The 17,731-nt window shown below is 66.0% G+C and carries 17 protein-coding genes; 6 read left to right on the top strand and 11 right to left on the bottom strand.

What is annotated here, in order from left to right; translation table 11 throughout:
- Positions 1-78 precede the first annotated feature (78 nt).
- From WQQ_RS13710 to WQQ_RS13695, 4 genes are read left to right on the top strand one after another with little or no spacing between them, the layout of a single operon-like run.
- Entirely contained in the window at positions 79-747 is a 669-nt protein-coding gene (locus tag WQQ_RS13710) for a glycine zipper 2TM domain-containing protein (protein WP_007185806.1), read from the top strand.
- Positions 748-783: 36 nt separating this feature from the next.
- Positions 784-1,074 carry a hypothetical protein gene (locus tag WQQ_RS13705; RefSeq protein WP_040454150.1) on the top strand — a complete coding sequence of 97 codons (291 nt, stop codon included), beginning with the start codon at positions 784-786 and terminating at the stop codon, positions 1,072-1,074.
- 40 nt (positions 1,075-1,114) lie between these two features.
- Positions 1,115-1,813, top strand: coding sequence for a response regulator transcription factor (locus WQQ_RS13700; RefSeq protein WP_007185804.1), 699 nt, complete (start codon positions 1,115-1,117; stop codon positions 1,811-1,813).
- 31 nt (positions 1,814-1,844) lie between these two features.
- Entirely contained in the window at positions 1,845-3,260 is a 1,416-nt protein-coding gene (locus WQQ_RS13695) for an ATP-binding protein (protein ID WP_237715063.1), read from the top strand.
- Between the two features lie 710 nt (positions 3,261-3,970).
- Here the strand turns inward: WQQ_RS13695 and WQQ_RS13685 are convergent.
- From WQQ_RS13685 to WQQ_RS13650, 8 genes are all read right to left on the bottom strand, one after another.
- Positions 3,971-5,827 (bottom strand): amidase, encoded by a 1,857-nt coding sequence (locus tag WQQ_RS13685; protein WP_007185802.1) that lies wholly within the window; start codon positions 5,825-5,827, stop codon positions 3,971-3,973.
- Between the two features lie 106 nt (positions 5,828-5,933).
- Positions 5,934-7,034: an SMP-30/gluconolactonase/LRE family protein gene (locus WQQ_RS13680; RefSeq protein ID WP_007185801.1), complete on the bottom strand. Its 1,101-nt coding sequence runs from the start codon at positions 7,032-7,034 to the stop codon at positions 5,934-5,936.
- A gap of 81 nt (positions 7,035-7,115) precedes the next feature.
- Positions 7,116-7,589, bottom strand: a complete 474-nt coding sequence (locus WQQ_RS13675) for a DUF4442 domain-containing protein (protein WP_007185800.1) — start codon at positions 7,587-7,589, stop codon at positions 7,116-7,118.
- Complete coding sequence (purU, locus tag WQQ_RS13670) at positions 7,586-8,455, bottom strand: formyltetrahydrofolate deformylase (protein WP_007185799.1); 870 nt, start codon at positions 8,453-8,455, stop codon at positions 7,586-7,588. The genes WQQ_RS13675 and purU overlap by 4 nt, the downstream gene beginning before the upstream one ends.
- A gap of 189 nt (positions 8,456-8,644) precedes the next feature.
- Positions 8,645-9,955: a thioredoxin family protein gene (locus tag WQQ_RS13665; RefSeq protein WP_083844555.1), complete on the bottom strand. Its 1,311-nt coding sequence runs from the start codon at positions 9,953-9,955 to the stop codon at positions 8,645-8,647.
- 24 nt (positions 9,956-9,979) lie between these two features.
- A complete protein-coding gene (locus tag WQQ_RS13660; protein WP_007185797.1) occupies positions 9,980-10,750 on the bottom strand; it encodes a hypothetical protein in 771 nt (256 codons plus the stop codon).
- A 10-nt stretch (positions 10,751-10,760) separates the two neighbouring features.
- On the bottom strand, positions 10,761-11,801 hold the full coding sequence (locus WQQ_RS13655) for an SAM-dependent methyltransferase (RefSeq protein WP_007185796.1): 1,041 nt from the start codon (positions 11,799-11,801) through the stop codon (positions 10,761-10,763).
- Positions 11,802-11,838: 37 nt separating this feature from the next.
- Positions 11,839-12,627 (bottom strand): DUF1295 domain-containing protein, encoded by a 789-nt coding sequence (locus WQQ_RS13650; RefSeq protein WP_237715062.1) that lies wholly within the window; start codon positions 12,625-12,627, stop codon positions 11,839-11,841.
- A gap of 36 nt (positions 12,628-12,663) precedes the next feature.
- On the opposite strand from WQQ_RS13650, the gene WQQ_RS13645 reads away from it, so the two are divergent.
- Positions 12,664-13,221: an SET domain-containing protein gene (locus tag WQQ_RS13645; protein ID WP_007185794.1), complete on the top strand. Its 558-nt coding sequence runs from the start codon at positions 12,664-12,666 to the stop codon at positions 13,219-13,221.
- Complete coding sequence (locus tag WQQ_RS13640; RefSeq protein WP_007185793.1) at positions 13,221-13,616, top strand: SET domain-containing protein; 396 nt, start codon at positions 13,221-13,223, stop codon at positions 13,614-13,616. Before WQQ_RS13645 ends, WQQ_RS13640 begins: the two co-directional genes overlap by 1 nt.
- Positions 13,617-13,619: 3 nt before the next feature.
- Here the strand turns inward: WQQ_RS13640 and hslO are convergent, their stop codons facing one another.
- The 3 genes from hslO to gatA form a co-directional block, all read right to left on the bottom strand.
- A complete protein-coding gene (gene hslO, locus WQQ_RS13635) occupies positions 13,620-14,501 on the bottom strand; it encodes an Hsp33 family molecular chaperone HslO (RefSeq protein WP_007185792.1) in 882 nt (293 codons plus the stop codon).
- A gap of 234 nt (positions 14,502-14,735) precedes the next feature.
- Positions 14,736-16,193: an Asp-tRNA(Asn)/Glu-tRNA(Gln) amidotransferase subunit GatB gene (gene gatB, locus WQQ_RS13630; protein ID WP_007185791.1), complete on the bottom strand. Its 1,458-nt coding sequence runs from the start codon at positions 16,191-16,193 to the stop codon at positions 14,736-14,738.
- Between the two features lie 12 nt (positions 16,194-16,205).
- Complete coding sequence (gatA, locus tag WQQ_RS13625; RefSeq protein ID WP_007185790.1) at positions 16,206-17,660, bottom strand: Asp-tRNA(Asn)/Glu-tRNA(Gln) amidotransferase subunit GatA; 1,455 nt, start codon at positions 17,658-17,660, stop codon at positions 16,206-16,208.
- Positions 17,661-17,731 lie beyond the last annotated feature (71 nt).

The following is a 17,731-nucleotide window of genomic DNA, read 5'->3' as shown; positions in this document are numbered from 1 at the left end:
CTAATTAAGCTGAACGGCCTAGAGTCGCGCCAAGCTAGCCGTCTTTGCGGCAGCTGGATGCTCACAGGAGAGCAGACAATGCGTGACCTCATGCCTTCCCGGGCTCGTGCGTTCCCCACCCAATACCTGACGATCGCTGCGGCGGTCGCCGGTGTTTTTGCGTCCCTTCCCGCCGCTGCGGGCAATCGCGATCGCTACGACGATCGTGACTACGGCCAGTCGTACGAGCGTTATGACGATCGCGCCTACGGCGCCCAATACGGCAACGAATACAACGGCGCCTATTCGAGCAGCACCGATTTCGCGCAGGTGGTCAGCTCGCGTCCCATCATTCGCCAGGTCGCCGTCAGCCAGCCGCGTCAGCAGTGCTGGGACGAGCAGGTGACGTATCGCGAGCCCGCGCCGGTTGCCGGCAACAATGCGGCCGGTGCGATTCTCGGCGGCATCATTGGCGGCGTCGCCGGCCATCAGATCGGTGGCGGCAGCGGCCGCGCGGTGGCCACCGGCATCGGCGCCGTGGTCGGTGCCGGCCTTGGTAGCCATGCAGGCGAATATCGCCGCCCGGCTGCCATGCGCACCGGTTACGAAACCCGTTGCCAGACCATCGACGATCGTCGCTTCGAAGATCGGGTCGAAGGCTACGACGTCACCTACCGCTACAACGGCAATGTGTATCACACGACCATGCCCTACGACCCGGGCAACCGGATCGCGGTGAACGTGGACGTGCGGCCGGCTCGGTACTGAGATCGGAAGCGAGGGCTTCGTAGTCATCATCTGCACATGACCTCGTCGAAACGCTCCATTGCCGTGCTGTGCCTCGCCCTCTGCGGGCTCTGCGCCGCCGAGGCTCGGGCGTTCGATGCCCTGGGCAACGGGCGTCTGGCTCCGGATGGATTGATCAGCGGCGGCGAAGCACAGCGCGAGCGACTCTCGCCGTCGGACGCCGCCCGCGTCGCCCAGCAGCAGAACGGCGGTGGCCGGGTGCTGACGGTCGACCGCGGTGCCGACGGTTATCGAGTCAAACTATTGAAGAACGGCGACGTTCGAGTGGTCTTCGTACCGGGCAGCTGACCCGGGCCATTTGATATTGCAAAGACAGAAAGGGAAATAAATGCGAGCTCTCGTCATTGAAGATGATCCGCACCTGCGCGGCCTGGTTTCCCAGTACTTCGCCGACGAGGGCTTTGCCGTCGATGTCGCAGGCGACGGTGAGAACGGCCTGTACATGGCCGAGGAATATCCGGTCGATATCGCCATCGTCGATCTCGGCCTGCCGGGCATCAGCGGCGTGGAGATCATTCGCCGAGCGCGCAAGGCCGGCCGCCAGTTCCCGATCCTGATCCTGACCGCCCGCGACGGCTGGCAGACCAAGGTCGAAGGCCTCGAAGCGGGCGCCGACGACTACCTGGTCAAGCCTTTCCATCGCGAGGAGCTGCTGGCGCGCGTGCGCGCCCTGCTGCGCCGCTCGGGGGGTTGGGCCCAGCCGATGCTCGAATGCGGCCCGATCGCGGTCGACACCACTGCCAAGACGGTGTTCGTGCACGGCCAGAGCGTCGACCTGACCGCCTACGAATACAAGGTGCTCGAATACCTGATCCTGCATGCCGGCCAGGTGGTGTCGAAAGCGACGCTCGCCGAGCATCTCTACGCCGAAGACGAAGAGCGCGACAGCAACGTGATCGAAGTCTTCATCCGCCGCCTGCGCAGCAAGCTCGACCCCGAAGCCACGCTCAATCCGATCACGACGCTGCGCGGCTCCGGCTACCGCTGGGATCTGCCGCGCGGAGCCACCGTAGAAGCCCAGACCTGAGCCCGAGGGCTGGGTGGGCGTAGCTCCTGACTTGGAATCCCGGCGAGCCTCGCCGGCGCACAAGACCCGGCTCGGTGGCCGGGTCTTGTCGCCGCGCGAGGCTCGCGGCTTGCTGCGCCCGCGTTCCCTGCGCACCCGCCTGCTGCTCGCGGCCTCGCTGGTCCTGGCCGCGTTTTTCGTGCTCACCGGCCTGGCGCTCGAAAGCGCCTTCGGCGAAAGCGCGAGGCAGGCACAGGAAGACAAGCTCGAGAGCATCGTCTATTCGCTGATCGCCGCCACCGCGCCGAATCCGGCCGGGGAGCTCAGCATCTCCACCTCCAAGGTGCCCGACCAGCGGCTCACGAGTTCGGCGTCGAGCCTGCAGGCCGTGCTCTATAACGAGAGCGGCATTCCGGTCTGGCGCTCGGTGGCCTTTGGTGACATTCCGGCGGCCCCGACCATGCCCGGCGTCAACGAATGGCATTTCGAGCATCTCAAGAATCCAGACGCCTTCGCGATGAGTTTCGGTCTGCGCTGGATCGATCAGTCCGACGATCCGCGCCGCTACACGGTGATGGTAATCGAGGACGCCTCGAGCTTCCGCGCCCAGCTGCAGGCTTATCGTCGCGCACTGTGGACCTGGCTTGCGGTCTGCAGCCTCGGCCTGCTCGGCGTGCAGGTACTCACACTGCAATGGGGCTTGTCGCCGCTGCGCCGGCTCATCCTCGAGCTGCGTCGCATCGAAATGGGCCATCAGCCCGAAATCCAGTCCGAATATCCGGACGAGTTGCGCCCGCTCACGCAGGGGCTCAACGCGATGATCCAGAACGAGCGCAACCAGCAGACGCGCTATCGCAACGCGCTCGGCGATCTCGCGCACAGCCTCAAGACTCCGCTAGCGGTCGTGCAAGGGATCGTCGACGAGCCGCAGATCACCGATCCGATGCGTCACACGCTGCGCGAGCAGGTGCAGTCGATGCAGCAGATCACCGGCTACCAGCTGCGCAAGGCCGCAGCGGCCGGGCGTCGCACGCTGGCCGAGCCCGTGCTGATCCGCCCGCTCGCCGAGAAGCTCGCGAGCGCGGTGTCCAAGGTCTACGCGAGCCGCAACGTGCAGATCGACATCGACGTCGATCCGAACACCCGTGTGAGGGCCGAGAGCGGCGACCTGTTCGAGCTGATCGGCAACCTGCTCGACAACGCGGCCAAATACGGCAACGGGCGCGTCCGGCTCAGCGTGCAGGTCACCGGCCGCACCTCGTTCATCGAAGTCTGCGACGACGGCCCGGGCTTTCCCGAGGACGCCGAAGAGTTGCTCGAACGCGGCGTGCGCGCCGACATGAAGATTCCGGGCCAGGGCATCGGCCTAGCCGCGGTCTACGATCTCGTGGTCGCCTACGATGGCCAGATCGACCTCGGCCGCTCCGACTGGGGCGGCGGCAAGGTCACGCTGCGGCTTCCGGGCTGATGGCGATCAAGCGCCTGTCCCGACTCGCGCTCTGGGTGATCGGTACGGCCTTGCTGAGCGGCTGTCTCGCCGCCCGCGTACCGCGCATGATCGAGGCCCACGACGCGGCCGGGCGCTTGCCGGCCAAGGGCGATTGGCAAACCGCGCAGGCGCGCCGGATCGTCTCGGGTGGTCTGCAGCGCGAATACTGGGTGCAGAAACCGGCCGCGGCGCGCAAGCAGCTGCCGATCGTGCTGTTGCTGCACGGCGGCACGCAGACCGCCGAAGAGGTCTGGCGCCAGACCAGCCTGCCGACGCTCGCCCAGCGCGAAGGCTTCATGCTCGTCGCACCGCAGGGCATCGACAAGCACTGGAACGATGGCCGCGGCAGCACCATCGCCGGCGACAAGGCCTCGACCGCGAACGACGTGCAATTCCTACGCGACGTCGTGCAATCGCTGGTGCTCAACGAAGGCGGCGATCCGCGCGCGGTGTTCGCGATCGGCGCTTCGAACGGCGGCTTCATGGTCATGCACCTGGCCTGCGAAGCCGGCGATTTGCTGCGAGCGGGCGCGAGCGTGATCTCGAATTTGCCCGCCGCTCAGGCGCGCGCCTGCCGCTCGACGAGCGCCCTGCCCTGGCTCGCGATGAATGGCGTCAAGGACCCGATCATTCCGTTCGCCGGCCAGGGCGAAGGCGTGGTCAAGCGCGGCGAAGCGCAGCCCGCACTGCTATCGGCCGATGCGAGCTTCGCGTTCTGGGCCGACCGCGCCGGCTGTTCGCGCCAGACGACGGTGACCCGGATCAGCGACAGCGTCGAGAAGCGCGTGCGCGGCGGCTGCCGCGGCGGCACGCATTCGGAGCAATACGTGTTCGCCAACTCGGGGCACGTCTGGCCGGGCCTGGCGATCGTGCGGCCGGTGATCGCCTACACGCTCGGCGGCACCAATCTCGACGTCGATTCCGGCGAGATCGCGTGGAGTTTCTTCAAGTCGACGCTTTGAAGCCGGGAGACGGGAGACGGGAGACGTTGAAGCCGAAGGCGCCTCATCATCTGCAAGCCGGTCCAGATCGCGCGCACTCTTCCATGCGTCCCCCGTTCCCCGTCTCTCGTCTCCCGGCGTTCTATCGAACCAAGGCATCGCACGCTCGAGCTGCCCGGCCAGCTGCAGCAAACGATCCTCACGCCCGAACGGCGCGATGAACTGGCTGCCGATCGGCAGGCTCTCGCGACTCCAGTGCAGCGGCACCGACATCGCCGGCGTGCCGGTGAGGTTGGCCAGCTGCGTGAACGGCACATGCCGGAGGCTTTCGACCGCGAGTTCGTCGACGATGCCGGTCTTGAGCAAGAACTTGCCGAGACCCAGGCCCAGAATCGGCCCCAGCGCGACTTGCTGCCAGCGCGGCAAGGCATCGCTGCCGATCGGCAGCGGCAGGCTCGCGAGCGTCGGCGTCAGGTACAGGTCGAAGTCTTCGAAGAAGCGGCCGAGCGAGCGCGCGTAGAGATTCCAGTCGCGCCTGCGCGCCACGTATTCGCCGGCGCTGATGCTGCGGCCGAGCAAGGCGAGCGTGCGCGTTTCGGCTTCGAATTCGGACTCGCTCGCACCCGTGAGCGTTCTGATTTCGGCGACCGTCGCCGCGACCTGGCCGAAGTAGAGCGTCAGGTAGGCCTTGGCGAGCCCCATGCCGTCGATCTCGGGCTCCGCGGCTTCGACGCTGTGGCCGAGCGACTCGAGCAGCCTGGCGGTCTCTTCGATCGCCGCGACGATTTGCGCATCCACCGGCAGGCCCAGCGGGGAACGCGTGCACACCGCGATGCGCAGCCTGCCGGGCTCCTGCTGCGCGTTCTGCGCATACGATCCCCGCGGCGCTTCGATGTGAAACGGCGCGCCGATGTCGGGGCCTTGCAGCGCATCGAGCATGCGCGCGCTGTCCCGCACGCTGCGCGACACCACCAGGTCGCTCGAAGCGCCCTCCCAGATTTCGCCGGCACCGGGGCCGCAGGGCACGCGGCCGCGCGAGGGCCGCAGCCCGAACAGCCCGCAACATGCGGCCGGAATGCGAATGGACCCGCCGCCGTCGTTGGCGCCAGCCATCGGCACGATGCCGGCCGCCACCGCCGCGGCCGCTCCGCCCGACGAGCCGCCCGGCGTGCGCTGCAAATCCCAGGGGTTGCGCGTCGCGCCCCAGCGCAGCGGCTCGGTGCGCCCCTTGAGCGCGAGTTCGGGAGTGCTGGTCTTGCCGAACACGACGAGACCGGCCTCGAGAAAGCGGCGCGTGACTTCGGCGTGTTGCGCGGGCTTGAAATCGCGCAGCGCGCGCGAGCCCATCGTCGTCGGCACGCCCGCGTAATCCTGGGCGATGTCCTTGATCAGAAACGGCACGCCGGCGAATGGGCCCGACAGGCCTTCTGCGAGCTGCCGCCGCGCCTGCTCGGCCATGCGGATCGGCACCGCGTTGATCCGCGGTTCGACGGCTTCGAGCCGGGCCTGTGCGGTGGCGAGCAGGTCGGCGGCGCTCACCTGCCCGCTCGCGACGAGTTCGGCGAGCGCGGTGGCATCGTGGCGGCGGTAGTCGTCGAAGTTCATCGGAGAACGTCCCGGTAGGCGAATGCGGAGCCCCCGATGCTCCGACAAACTCTGGATTCCCGCCTTCGCGCGAACGACAGCGAATTGGGTTTTTGCGGCGATCGTCTCAGCAATCGATCGCCATCGCCGGCTCGGGCGCCTTGGACTGGCCGGACAGCGCGTCCTCGAGCCGGATGCGGCCGAGGCTTTGCGCCTCCAGGCTGCCGAGATAGAGCCAGCCGTCACGCTCCTCGACACTCGTGATCGGCGCATAGGCATCGGCGTCCGAATACACCCAGTCGGCAACGAGCTTGCCGTCGAGATCGAAGCCCATCACATGCGCCTCGTGCTTGGGCTTGGGCCGCAGAAAGCCCGGCAGGCGCGCGATGATCTTGCGCGCGAAGGCGTTCGGCAGCAGCGAATCGAGCGTCGCATCGCGCGGCCCGTAGATGGCGACCCAGTAGCGATCGCGCCCGTTGAAGCTCAGGTTGTCCGCGAAGCCCGGCAGATTGTCGGCGAACACTTCACGCTGACCGGCCTTCTCGCCCGCGATCCAGTAGCGCGTGAGCCGGTATTCGGACATCTCGACGACGACCAGCGATTGCTGATCGGGCCCGAGCGCGACGCCGTTCGCGAACGGCAGTTGCTGCAACAGGACTTCGGTTTCGTTCTTCGTCGGATCGAAGCGCAGCAAGCGCCCATGGCGACCGTGCTCGATCACGTCGTCGAGCTGCTCGCCGTAGTGGAACTTGCTCGACGCGTCGGTGAAGTAGACGAGGCCGTCGCGGCTCACGTCGACATCGTCGGTGAAGCCGAAATCGACGCCTTCGGCCGAGCTCGCGAGCACGCTCAGATTACCGGCCGCATCGAGCTTGAGCAGGCCGCGTCGCGCATCGGCGATGAACAGGCCGCCATCGTCCGCAACCGCAAGCCCCAGCGGCCGTCCGCCGGTGCTGTCGAGCACCTGGCATTCGCCCTTGCTGGCGTCGATGCGCAGCAGGCGCCCGTCGGCGGTGCCCGCGTAGAGCAGGCCATTCGCATCGAAGGCGATGCCTTCGGGACCGTCGAGCGCGGTGCCGATGCGCTGCACCGAGCGCAGCTGGTCGCCCTGAGTCGGCGGCGGAGGCGGCGTCGGCGTCCAGGCCACCGGGTCGACGTCCACGGGCCAAAGCAGCAGATACCCGATCAACAGCACGAGCACGGCCAGCGCGCCCTTGAAGATTTTCATGTCGGCTCTCCCTGGGCGATCGCCCGATCGTGGGCCGATTCTGAGAGCCTCGTCAGGCCGCGTCCAGCGCGACCCGAGCCCCTACCGTTCCTTGCGCAGGCGGATGTACAGCGTCTTGTTCACGCGCGCCACGACCTTGCCCTTGGCGTCCTTGACCTCGACCTGATAGACCGGCTCGAACTTGTCGCCGCCCTGAGTCGCTGCGCGCGCTTCGGCGAACTGCTCCTCGCTGAGCCTGAAGCTGGCCGTCACCACACCGGTTCCGGGACGCACGAAATCGATCTGCGCGGACTTGTCCCAGACCAGATAGCCCTTGCCGAGCCGCGCGAACATCATCAGCGCGAAGAACGGATCGGTCATCGCGTAGAGGCTGCCACCGAAGTGCGTGCCGAAGGCGTTGCGATTGAACGGGTTCATGCGCAGCTCGACGACGACTTCGGAGAAATCGTCTGCCACGTGCGTCACGCGCACGCCGGCGCCGAGAAACGGCGGGTACAGCGACATCACCCGCTTGAACAGCTTGGGATTGCTGAAGAGCTTTTCTCTAAAACTCACGAGAACACCACCGTCTTGTTTCCATACACGATGATGCGATCCTCGACATGCCAGCGCACCGCGCGGGCGAGCACTTGGCGCTCCATGTCGCGGCCGAGGCGCTTGAGATCGTCCACCGAGTGGCGATGCGAAACGCGCGCCGTGTCCTGCTCGATGATCGGTCCCTGGTCGAGTTCGGCCGTCACGTAATGCGCGGTCGCGCCGATCAGCTTCACGCCGTGCGTGTAGGCCTGCTGATACGGATCGCCGCCCGGAAACGCCGGCAGGAACGAGTGGTGGATGTTGACGATGCGGCTCGTGTAGTACTTCACGAACTCGCCCGAGAGAATGCGCATGTAGCGCGCGAGCACGACGAAATCGCACTGGCCGTCCAGCGCCGCGAGCATCTCGGCTTCGGCCGCCTGCTGCGTCTCGGCCGAGAACGCGATGTGCTTGAACGGCACGCCGAAGCCTTCGACCGCGGCGCGCAGGTCCGGGTGGTTCGAGATCACGAGCGGAATCTCCACGCGCAGCTCGCCGCGCGCATAGCGCCAGAGCAGCTCCATGAGCGCGTGGTCGTGCTTGGAGACGAGGATCGCCATGCGCGGCTTGTCGGCCGCGAAATTGATGCGCCAGTCCATCTCGAAGCGCTGGCCCACCACTTCGCCGAATGCGCGCTTGAGCGCCTCGCCCGAGACGTCGAGGTCGGGCGTCTGGAATTCGAGCCGCAGGAAGAATTTGCCGCCGCTCGGGTCCGACGAATGCTGGTCGAGCTCGGTGATGTTGACGCCGTGGTGATACAAAAAAGTGGTCACCGCGGAGACGATGCCGGGCCTGTCGGGACAGGTCACGAGCAGGCGGGCGGTGGTTTCAGGCTGGCTGGTCACGGCGAATCGGCGTTGACGGCGGGGCGCGTATTGGACCGGCGCGGCCGGTAATGCGCAAGCCTGATGCCGAACGCGAAGGCAGATCAGCCCGTAGGGCGGGTTAGCGCGGAGCGCGTAACCCGCCATGCTTCGGCCGTATCGACGGTGGCTTACGCGGCTGCGCCACTAACCCACCCTGCGTAAAAACACTTACAGCAGCGCCTTGAGCTTGGCTGCGTCTTCCGGGAACCACGGGCCGTTGGCCTTGAGCGCCTCGGCGACGACTTTCCGGGCCTCGGGCTCGCGCTTGAGCGCCTTGAGCGCCTTCACCCGCTGGGCCGCGACGTTGAGCCGGTTCTGGCCGTAGGCCTTGGCGGCCGCCTGCTCGAGATACGGCAGCGCCTTGGCCGGCTCGCCGCGCTCGACGAGGTTGCGACCGTAACGATAGGCGTAGACGTAGTCGTCCGGGTACGCGGCGATGAGCTTGGGATAGAGCGCGTCGAGTCCGGCGTCGTCGTGCAGCACTTCGAGGTAGACGCGCCAGTTGTCGGCGAGGTTGCGATCACTGCCGAGCTTGGCCGATTGCCTGGCGAGCGCGTCGGCGGCCTTGCGCAGCACCGCCTCGCCTTCGGCCTTGCGGCCGAGGCCGGCGTAGACGTCATTCAGGCCGAGCACGGCGCTGCGCTGGTCGGCGCACAGCGCAGCCTTGCCGAACACGCGCTCGTCGACGAGCTTCTGCATCGGCGCGAGCTGGCTTTCGAACACCGTCTTACGCTGCCCGGCCGGCTGCGATTGCGTGCAGCTGTCCCAGCGGCCGAGCTCGTACGGACGCTCGCAGCCCAGATCGCCCGCGAGCACCTGCGGAGCGACCGCGGCGCAGGCCTGCGCATCAACGGCCTTGGAGGCACGCAGCAACTCGAGCCGGGCGAGCAGCAGCTGTACGCCCGCATCGGCGTCATAGGTTTTGCGCTGGGCCTCGGGCAGGCTCGCATACCAGGCCAGTCCGCTCGCGTCGTAGCGCGCGTGATAGGTGTCCAGCGCTTCGCGCGCCGCCTTGAGGCCCTTGGGCTTGGCCGCAGCCGCCTTGAGATCGTCGAGCGTGGAGCTGCGCTGGAGGATCTCGTCGACCTGGGCGAAGAACTCGTCCTGGCGCTGCTCGGCGAGGATGCGCCCGAGTTCGGCGCCATCGGGCTTCAGGATCACGTAGCTCGGCAGCGCCTTCACGCCCCAGAGCGTCTTCCAGTACGCGCCTTCGGGACTGTCGGCGTCGAGCTCGACGACCACGGTCTTGCGTTCGACAGCCTCCCACTTCGGGCCGACGAGCACGTGCTTGGCCATGAAATAGCAGGAGTAGCACCAGGGCGCGTGAAAATCGACGAGCACGGGCGACTTGCGCTCGACCGCCGTCTTGAGCGCGGCGTCGAGCGTCGGCGTGTCGGGTTTTTCGGTGCCTTGGGCATGGGCGCTGCCGATTGCGAGCAGCGCGAACAGCAACAGGGGGCGTAGCGATAGAAGGCTCATCGAAGGGTCACCGAAGATTCGGGATTAGCCCCCGGAATCGCTCAGCGCAGGCAACGGTTTGGGCGCGTCTGCGGGCGGTTCGGCGGGGTACACGATGCGCGCATTGTAGGCCTTGCCGGTGGCCGGATCATGGACGTTCGAGATTCCTCGATATTCCAGCAGCTTCTTAGAAACCGGGTCGTAGCTCAGCTGCAGCGGATCGACGAGCCAGCGCAGCACCGAATCGGGTTCGACGACGAAGCGCGCGGCCGCGCGGCCTTCGAACTCGCCATCCTCGATGCGCTTGGCGCGGAAGCTGTACGCATCGAGATTGCCCGCGACGACGAAGCGAAACGCGAACGGCTTGCGCTGCATCAGATCGTCGAAATGCGCGAGCAGATAGTTGTGGAAACCCGAGTCGGCCGCTGTGTCGGGGCCGATGTCGATTGCCTTGTTTTCGGTCTTGCCCTTCTTGGTCTTGCGCATCTGCACACGGTCGCCTTCGACCGACAGGATCGCTTCGGAGAAGCCTTGCGGCGGCAGCTCGAAACCGTAGACCGGGACAAACGGATTACGCGAAAAATCGAGCGTCTTGCTGCCCATGAGCCGGTTCTTCGCATCGAAGTAGCGAATGCTCCCGCGCACCCAGCGGCCTTGCTCGACGATCTGCTCGTGCACTTCGGTGTAGAGATAGCGGCCGCTCTTGAGATCGTAGGCGTAGCCGTAGAAGCGCTCCGATTTCGCATTCGGCTGCGGCGGCTGCGCGAATGCGAACGTGCTGACGGCAGCCAGCAGGACGGCGAGCAGGGTTCTCATGAGACGCTCCTTATCTCTTGGCGAAACGATAGTGCGCAACGCCCCATTCGTTGCCATCGGCGTAGCCGAACAATTCGGCCACGGCCATGTAAAACATGCGCCAGCGCGCGAACCAGAGCGCCGACCGATCGCCATAAGTCGGGGCGAACACGCGCAGGATCTCATCCTTCTGCGCATCCATGCCGGCGAGCCAGTGATTGGAGGTTTTCTCGTAGTGGCGGCCGTCGACCCACCACTGCTGCTCGATGCGCAAATCGTCCTGGAAATTCAGCAGCAGATTCTCCGACGGCATCGTGCCTCCGGTGAAGAAATACTGGCTCATCCAGTCGCTTTGTCCCTGCACTTCGAAGTGATAGGCCAGCAGCTTGTGCGCGAAGATGTGCACGAACAGCTTGCCTTCGGCCTTGAGCCAGCGCGCGATCTTGGCGAGCAGCAGGCCGTAGTTCTTCATGTGCTCGAACATTTCGATCGAGATCACGCGATCGAAGCCGGCCTCGATGCCGGCGGCCGGAAATTCGAACTCGACGATGTTGCCGGTGACGATGCGCAGGTTGCCGAGGCCGAGCACGCGCGCACGCCGCTCGATGAACTCGCGCTGCCCATGTGAATTCGAAAGGCCGACGATCTGCGAATTGGGATACCGCTCGGCGAGCCACAGCGACAGCGAACCCCAGCCGCAGCCGAGATCGAGAATGCGCTGGCCATCGACGAGGCCTGCGCGCTGCGCGTAGAGCGCGAGCATGTGCTCTTCGGCCTGCGCGAGCGTCTCGCGCCCGCTCGGGTAAAAACAGCACGAATACTTGAGACGCGGCCCGAGGTGCAGGTGAAAGAATTCGGCGGGCACTTCGTAGTGCTGCGTGTTGGCGTCCTGCGTATTGATCGCGATCGGGCTCGCGCGCAGCTCGCTCAGAAACTCGTTGAAGCGGCGCGAGCGCAGCTCGCCGTCGTGAGCGGCTTCGTCGCTCAGGCGGCGGCGCATCAGCTGGCGCATGCCCAGGCGCGTGAGCGTATCGGGAATCAAGCCGCGCTCGCATAAATCGATGACGTTCATTCGCTGTTTTTTCTTGTCGGTGATGAAGCAATGAAAATCAGGAAGACTTCGGCGGCAGCGGAACCAGCGCGCTGGTCGTGCGCCTGTACTCCGCGTAGCCGGGCTTGCGCCTGGCCATCTCGTCTTCGAGCATCGGCATGCCCGAGAGCTTGGTGAGCATCCAGGCCATCAGCAACGGAGCGCCGAGGCTGATCCAGCCCCAGGGCGCGCCGATCGCGAGCGGAACGTAGGCCAGCCAGTGCAGGCATTCGAAGAAGTAGTTCGGGTGCCGCGAATAGCGCCAGAGCCCGTCGCGACAGACCTTTCCCTTGTTTCGCGGGTCGGCGCGGAAGCGTTCCATCTGCGTATCGGCAATGCCTTCGCCGACGATCGACGCCAGCCAGATCACGGCCGCGAGCAGCCAGCAGACCGCCGGCGGCGCATCGGCCCGCCAGGCCACCGGAACGAAGGCCATCGACGAGAGCAGCAAGGTGAAGACGTTCTGGAACTGGAAGAACCAGAACATGTTGAAGTCGGCCTTGTCGCCCCATTTCTGGCGAAAGTGGGCGTAGCGGAAATCTTCGGGCTGGCCCCAGTTGCGGATGAACAGATGGGTGCCGAGCCGCCCGCCCCAGGTCGCGCCCATCAGTGCGAGCGCCAGGCGCAGCGACGAATCGCCAGGGCCGATGGCCGCGTAGAACGCCGCGAGCAGGCCGAGCGTCCAGGCCCAGATCGCATCGACGAGCCCGGCATTGCGCAGCTTTTTCTGTACCAGCCAGGCGATGGTCTTGGCCGCGATCACGATGATCACCGCGACGCCGAAAGCCCCCATAATGTCCCTGCTCATTCCTCGATCTCCCGCTGCCAATCGTCGACGCCATCCATGTCAGACCTGCCCTTGCGTAGCGCTGAAAGCCCGTCCGCAGCCCACCCCGACACCCACCGCGGAACCGACGGTGCCACCGACAGCGGGGTTTACGTCGCCCCGGCGCGTTACGGCCGCGGCGTTTACGCGGCGCGGCCGTTCGCCAAGGGCGAGACCGTGCTGCGGTTCACCGGACGACGCTACACGGGCGACGAGCTCGATGCCCTGGGTTTCACGCCCGGCTATCCGCTGCAGGTCGACCTCGACCGCTATGTGCTGCTCGACGAGCCTCATGTGTTCTGCAATCACTCCTGCGATCCGAATGGCGGACTCACGGCCGATCTCGAACTGCGCGCCGTCCGCGAGATCGCCCGGGACGAGCAGATCAGCTTCGACTATTCCACGACCATGCTGGAAGACAATTCGTGGACTTTGGAATGTGGATGCAGGTCGATGAACTGCCGCGGCGTGATCGAAGACTTCGATCGCCTGCCCGAGGCCGTGCAGCGGCACCTGATCGCCGAAATCGGCGTGCTGCCGTTCATCACGCGCGAACTCGCGGCGAGGCGCGGCTGATGCTGCTGGTCGCGCATTACGTCGACCGCAGCCCGATCGAAGGCCTGGGCCTGTACTGCGCGCGCGATCTGCGCGCCGGCGAGCCGGTCTACCGCTACGACTGGCGCTTCGTGATGGTGATGTCCGATGCCGAAGTGCGCGCCCTGCCCGAGCCCATGCGCGAGAGCGTGCTGCGCTACAGCTTCCGCGGACGCGGCGAGGCCCGGCTCACGGGCGCGATGTACTACTGCGCCGACGACTCCCGCTACATGAACCACGCCGATCAGCCTTCGACGCTCTGGATCGCCGAGCGCAACGAATACGTCGCCGCGCGCGACCTGCCCGCCGGTAGCGAGCTGACCTGCGACTACCGCGATTTCTGCGAGCCCGAGGACTGCGAATTCGAGTTGCGCTGACCGCTAGTGCCGGATTTCGGAATCCGGCCCCGACTCGTCCGCCGCCTTGAACAGCTCGTGCGCCTGGTGCGGCGTGAACACGTGCTCCTGCCCGCAGAACTCGCAGGTCACGCTAACCTTGCCCTGCTCCTGCAAAATCTCGTCGACTTCCTGCTGGCCGAGCGACAGCAGCATGCGCGAGATGCCCGCGCGGCTGCAGCGGCAGATCACTTCCACCGAGCGCGGCTCGAAGCTGCGCACCGGATCCTCGGCAAACAGCCGGCGCAGGATCGTTTCGCCGTCGGTGTCGAGCAGCTCGTCGTCGCCGAGCGTCGAGGCGAGCGTCAGCAGATGCTCCCAATCCGCCTCGTTGCCGTTGGCGCTTTCGAGCGGCATGCGCTGCAGCATGAAGCCGGCGAGCTTGTCTCCGCGCACCGCGAGCCTGAGCAGCGTCGGCAGCTGCTCCGAGCGCGTGAAATAGCCTTCGAGCGCCTGCGAAAGCGATTCGCCTTCGATCAGCACGATGGCCTGGCTCGCCGGCACGTTGTCGGCGTTGGGCTCGAGCATCAGCGCGAGAATGCCGCCGTAGAGCAGCTCGGTGAATCCGCCCGAAAGATCGGCCGGACCCTTGGCCATCGTGCGCACGTTGAGGTGATGGTCGATCTGCGAAACCAGCAGCTCCATGCGGCGGTCGCCCTGGAACTGCAGGTTGATGCGCCCTTCGAAGCGCAGGTGCGTGGCGAGCAGCGGCATCGCCGCCATCGCCTCGCGCATGAGCCTGGCAACATCGGCGGAATGCGAGCGGTGCGAAAAGAAGTCGGCGACGCCCTCATCGATATGCACGATCGCCCCGTGGGCGACGTGGTTGTCGAAGGCGTAGCTCAGCAGCGGGTTCTTGATGGTCATGCGGCGCAGTTTAGCGGGCGCGACCGATAAAGGCTGAACTCAAGAAAGCGGCGAATCAGCGTTGCGAGCGGAGGCAGGTCGCGCGAGGACGGAGCACAGGGCGATGGTCCCGGCCGGCGAGTGACTCTGTGTCACTCGCCGGTAAGCCATCGGCGGAGCGTACGGGCAGTACGTGAGGATTTCGAGCACCGCCTCGTGCGAGATGCCGAGCGCAGCAGCCGATTCACCGCTTTCTCAGCCCGCCAGCTTTTCCTTGAGCAGCCGGTTCAAGGCTTCGGGATTCGCCTTGCCCTGCGTCGCCTTCATCGCCTGACCGACGAAGAAGCCGAACAGCTTGTCCTTGCCGCCGCGATATTCCGCGACCTGGCCCGGGTTCTTGGCGATGATCTCGTCGATCGCCGCGGCGATCGCGCCTTCGTCGGTGATCTGCACCAGGCCCTTGGCCTTGATGATCTCGTCGGCGCTGCCCTCGCCCGCGAACATCGCCTCGAACACTTCCTTGGCGATCTTGCCGCTGATGGTCTTGTCGGCGATGCGCGCGACCAGCCCGGCCAGCGCGGCGGCGGAAACCGGCGAGGTCTCGAGCGTCAGGCCTTGCTTGTTGAGCAGGCCCAGCAGATCGCCGATGACCCAGTTCGCGCAGATCTTGGCGTCGGCCTTCGAGGCCTTCACCACGGCTTCGTAGTAATCGGCGAGCGCGGCCTCGGCGGTCAGCACGCCGGCGTCGTACTTCGGCAGGCCGTACTGCTCGACGAAGCGGTTGCGCTTGGCTTCGGGCAGCTCGGGCATCGCGTCGCGGATGCGCTCGATGTCGGCGGTGGTCACCACCACCGGCAGCAGGTCCGGATCCGGAAAGTAGCGGTAGTCGTTGGCGTCTTCCTTGGTGCGCATCGAACGCGTCTCGCCCGTATCCGGGTTGAACAGGCGCGTCTCCTGCACGATCTTGCCGCCCGACTCGATCACCTCGATCTGGCGCTCGATCTCGTACTCGATGGCCTTCTCGACGTAGCGGAAGCTGTTGACGTTCTTGGTCTCGGTGCGCGTACCGAACTTCTCGGCGCCCTTGCGGCGCACAGAGACGTTGGCGTCGCAGCGGAAGCTGCCTTCCTGCATGTTGCCGTCGCAGATGCCCAGGTAGACGACGAGCTGGTGCAGCTTCTTCAGATACGCCACCGCCTCGGCCGCGGTGCGGATGTCCGGCTCCGAGACGATCTCGATCAGCGGCGTTCCGGCGCGGTTGAGATCGATGCCGGTCACGCCGACGAAGTTCTCGTGCAGCGACTTGCCGGCGTCCTCTTCCAGGTGCGCACGCGTGATGCCGATACGCTTGGCGATGCCCTCGCCGAGCTCGACGTCGAGATGTCCGTTGAACACGATCGGCAGCTCGTACTGCGAAATCTGGTAGCCCTTCGGCAGGTCCGGATAGAAATAATGCTTGCGCGCGAACACGCAGCGCTCGGCGATCTGAGCGTCGACCGACAGGCCGAACTTGACCGCCATCTGCACCGCGTCGGCATTGAGCACCGGCAGCACGCCCGGAAAACCGAGCGTGACCGGATCGGCCTGCGTATTGACGTCGGCACCATAAGCGGTCGCCGCGCCCGAGAAGATCTTCGATTTCGTGCTGAGCTGGCAGTGCACTTCGAGGCCGATGACGGCCTCCCAGCCTTCCCGAATTTCATTGACTCCCATTGCTGTTGCCCCTTACTTGAACGCTGCCGGCGACTGCTGGTGCCAGTCGGTCGCCTGCTGATACTGGTGCGCCGCGTTGAGCAGGCGTCCCTCGTCGAAGAAATTGCCCATCAGCTGCAGGCCGACCGGCAGGCCGTCGACGAAGCCGCAGCCCAGCGACATGGCCGGAATGCCCGCGAGGTTGGCCGCGATCGTGTAGATGTCGTTGAGGTACATCGACACCGGATCGTCGGATTTCTCGCCGAGCTTGAAGGCGACGTCGGTCGCGGTCGGGCCGAGCACGAGGTCCACGGACTCGAAAGCGCGGCGGAAATCCTCGTAGATGAGCCGGCGAACCTTCTGCGCCTGCAGGTAGTAGGCGTCGTAGTAGCCGTGGCTCAGCACGTAGGTGCCGATCATGATGCGGCGCTGCACCTCACTGCCGAAGCCTTCGCCGCGGCTGCGCTTGTAGAGCTCTTCGAGCGACTTCACGCCCTCGGCGCGGTGGCCGAAGCGCACGCCGTCGAAGCGCGCGAGATTGGAGCTCGCCTCGGCCGGCGCGACGACGTAATAGGTCGGCACCGACAGCGGCGAATTGGGTAGCGAGATTTCCGTGAACGTGGCACCGAGCTTCTTGAAGGTCTCGATCGCCTGGTCGATGCGCTCGCGGCTCGACGGCGCCAGGCCCTCGGCGAAGTATTCCTTCGGCAGGCCGATGCGCAGGCCCTTGATGTCACGGCCCAGAGCCGACACGTAGTCGTCGACCGGACGGTCGACGCTGGTCGAGTCGCGCACGTCGAAGCCCGACATCGCCTGCAGCACGCCGGCGCAGTCCTCGGCCGAGCGGGCGACGACGCCGGCCTGGTCGAGGCTCGAGGCGAAGGCGATCATGCCGTAGCGCGAAACGCGGCCGTAGGTCGGCTTGATGCCGGTCAGGTTGGTCAGCGCGGCGGGCTGGCGGATCGAGCCGCCGGTGTCGGTCGCGGTGGCGATCGGCGCGAGGCCCGCGGCAACCGCGGCGACCGAACCGCCCGACGAGCCGCCCGGCACGCGTTGCGTGTCCCAGGGGTTCTTGACCGGCCCGTACCAGCTGGTTTCGTTCGACGAGCCCATCGCGAACTCGTCCATGTTGGCCTTGCCGAGCATGACCATGCCGGCCGCATCGAGCTTCTCGACGATGGTCGCGTCGTACGGCGCGATGAACTTGTCGAGCATCTTCGAGGCGCACGAGGTGCGCACGCCCAAGGTGCAGAAGATGTCCTTCTGGATGAGCGGGATGCCGGTCAGCTCGGTGGCATCGCCCGACGCCAGCCGCGCATCGGCGGCATCGGCCTGCGCCAGGGCGCGCTCGGCGGTGACGGTAATCAGACTATTCAGTTGCGGATCAAGCGTTTCGATACGCTTGAGAAAGTGCAGCGTGAGCTCGCGCGACGAAAATCGCTTGGCGCGAAGGCCAGCCGACAGTTCGGAGATTGAAAGCGTGTGCATGCTTTTTCCGTGAGGGGTGAGGGTGAGGCGTAAGGCGTCAGGAGGGCAGCGACGCCTCACTCCTCAGGCCT

The organism is Hydrocarboniphaga effusa AP103, from assembly GCF_000271305.1.
Classification (GTDB): Bacteria; Pseudomonadota; Gammaproteobacteria; order Nevskiales; family Nevskiaceae; genus Hydrocarboniphaga; species Hydrocarboniphaga effusa.
This window is presented reverse-complemented; position numbering and strand designations above follow the sequence as displayed.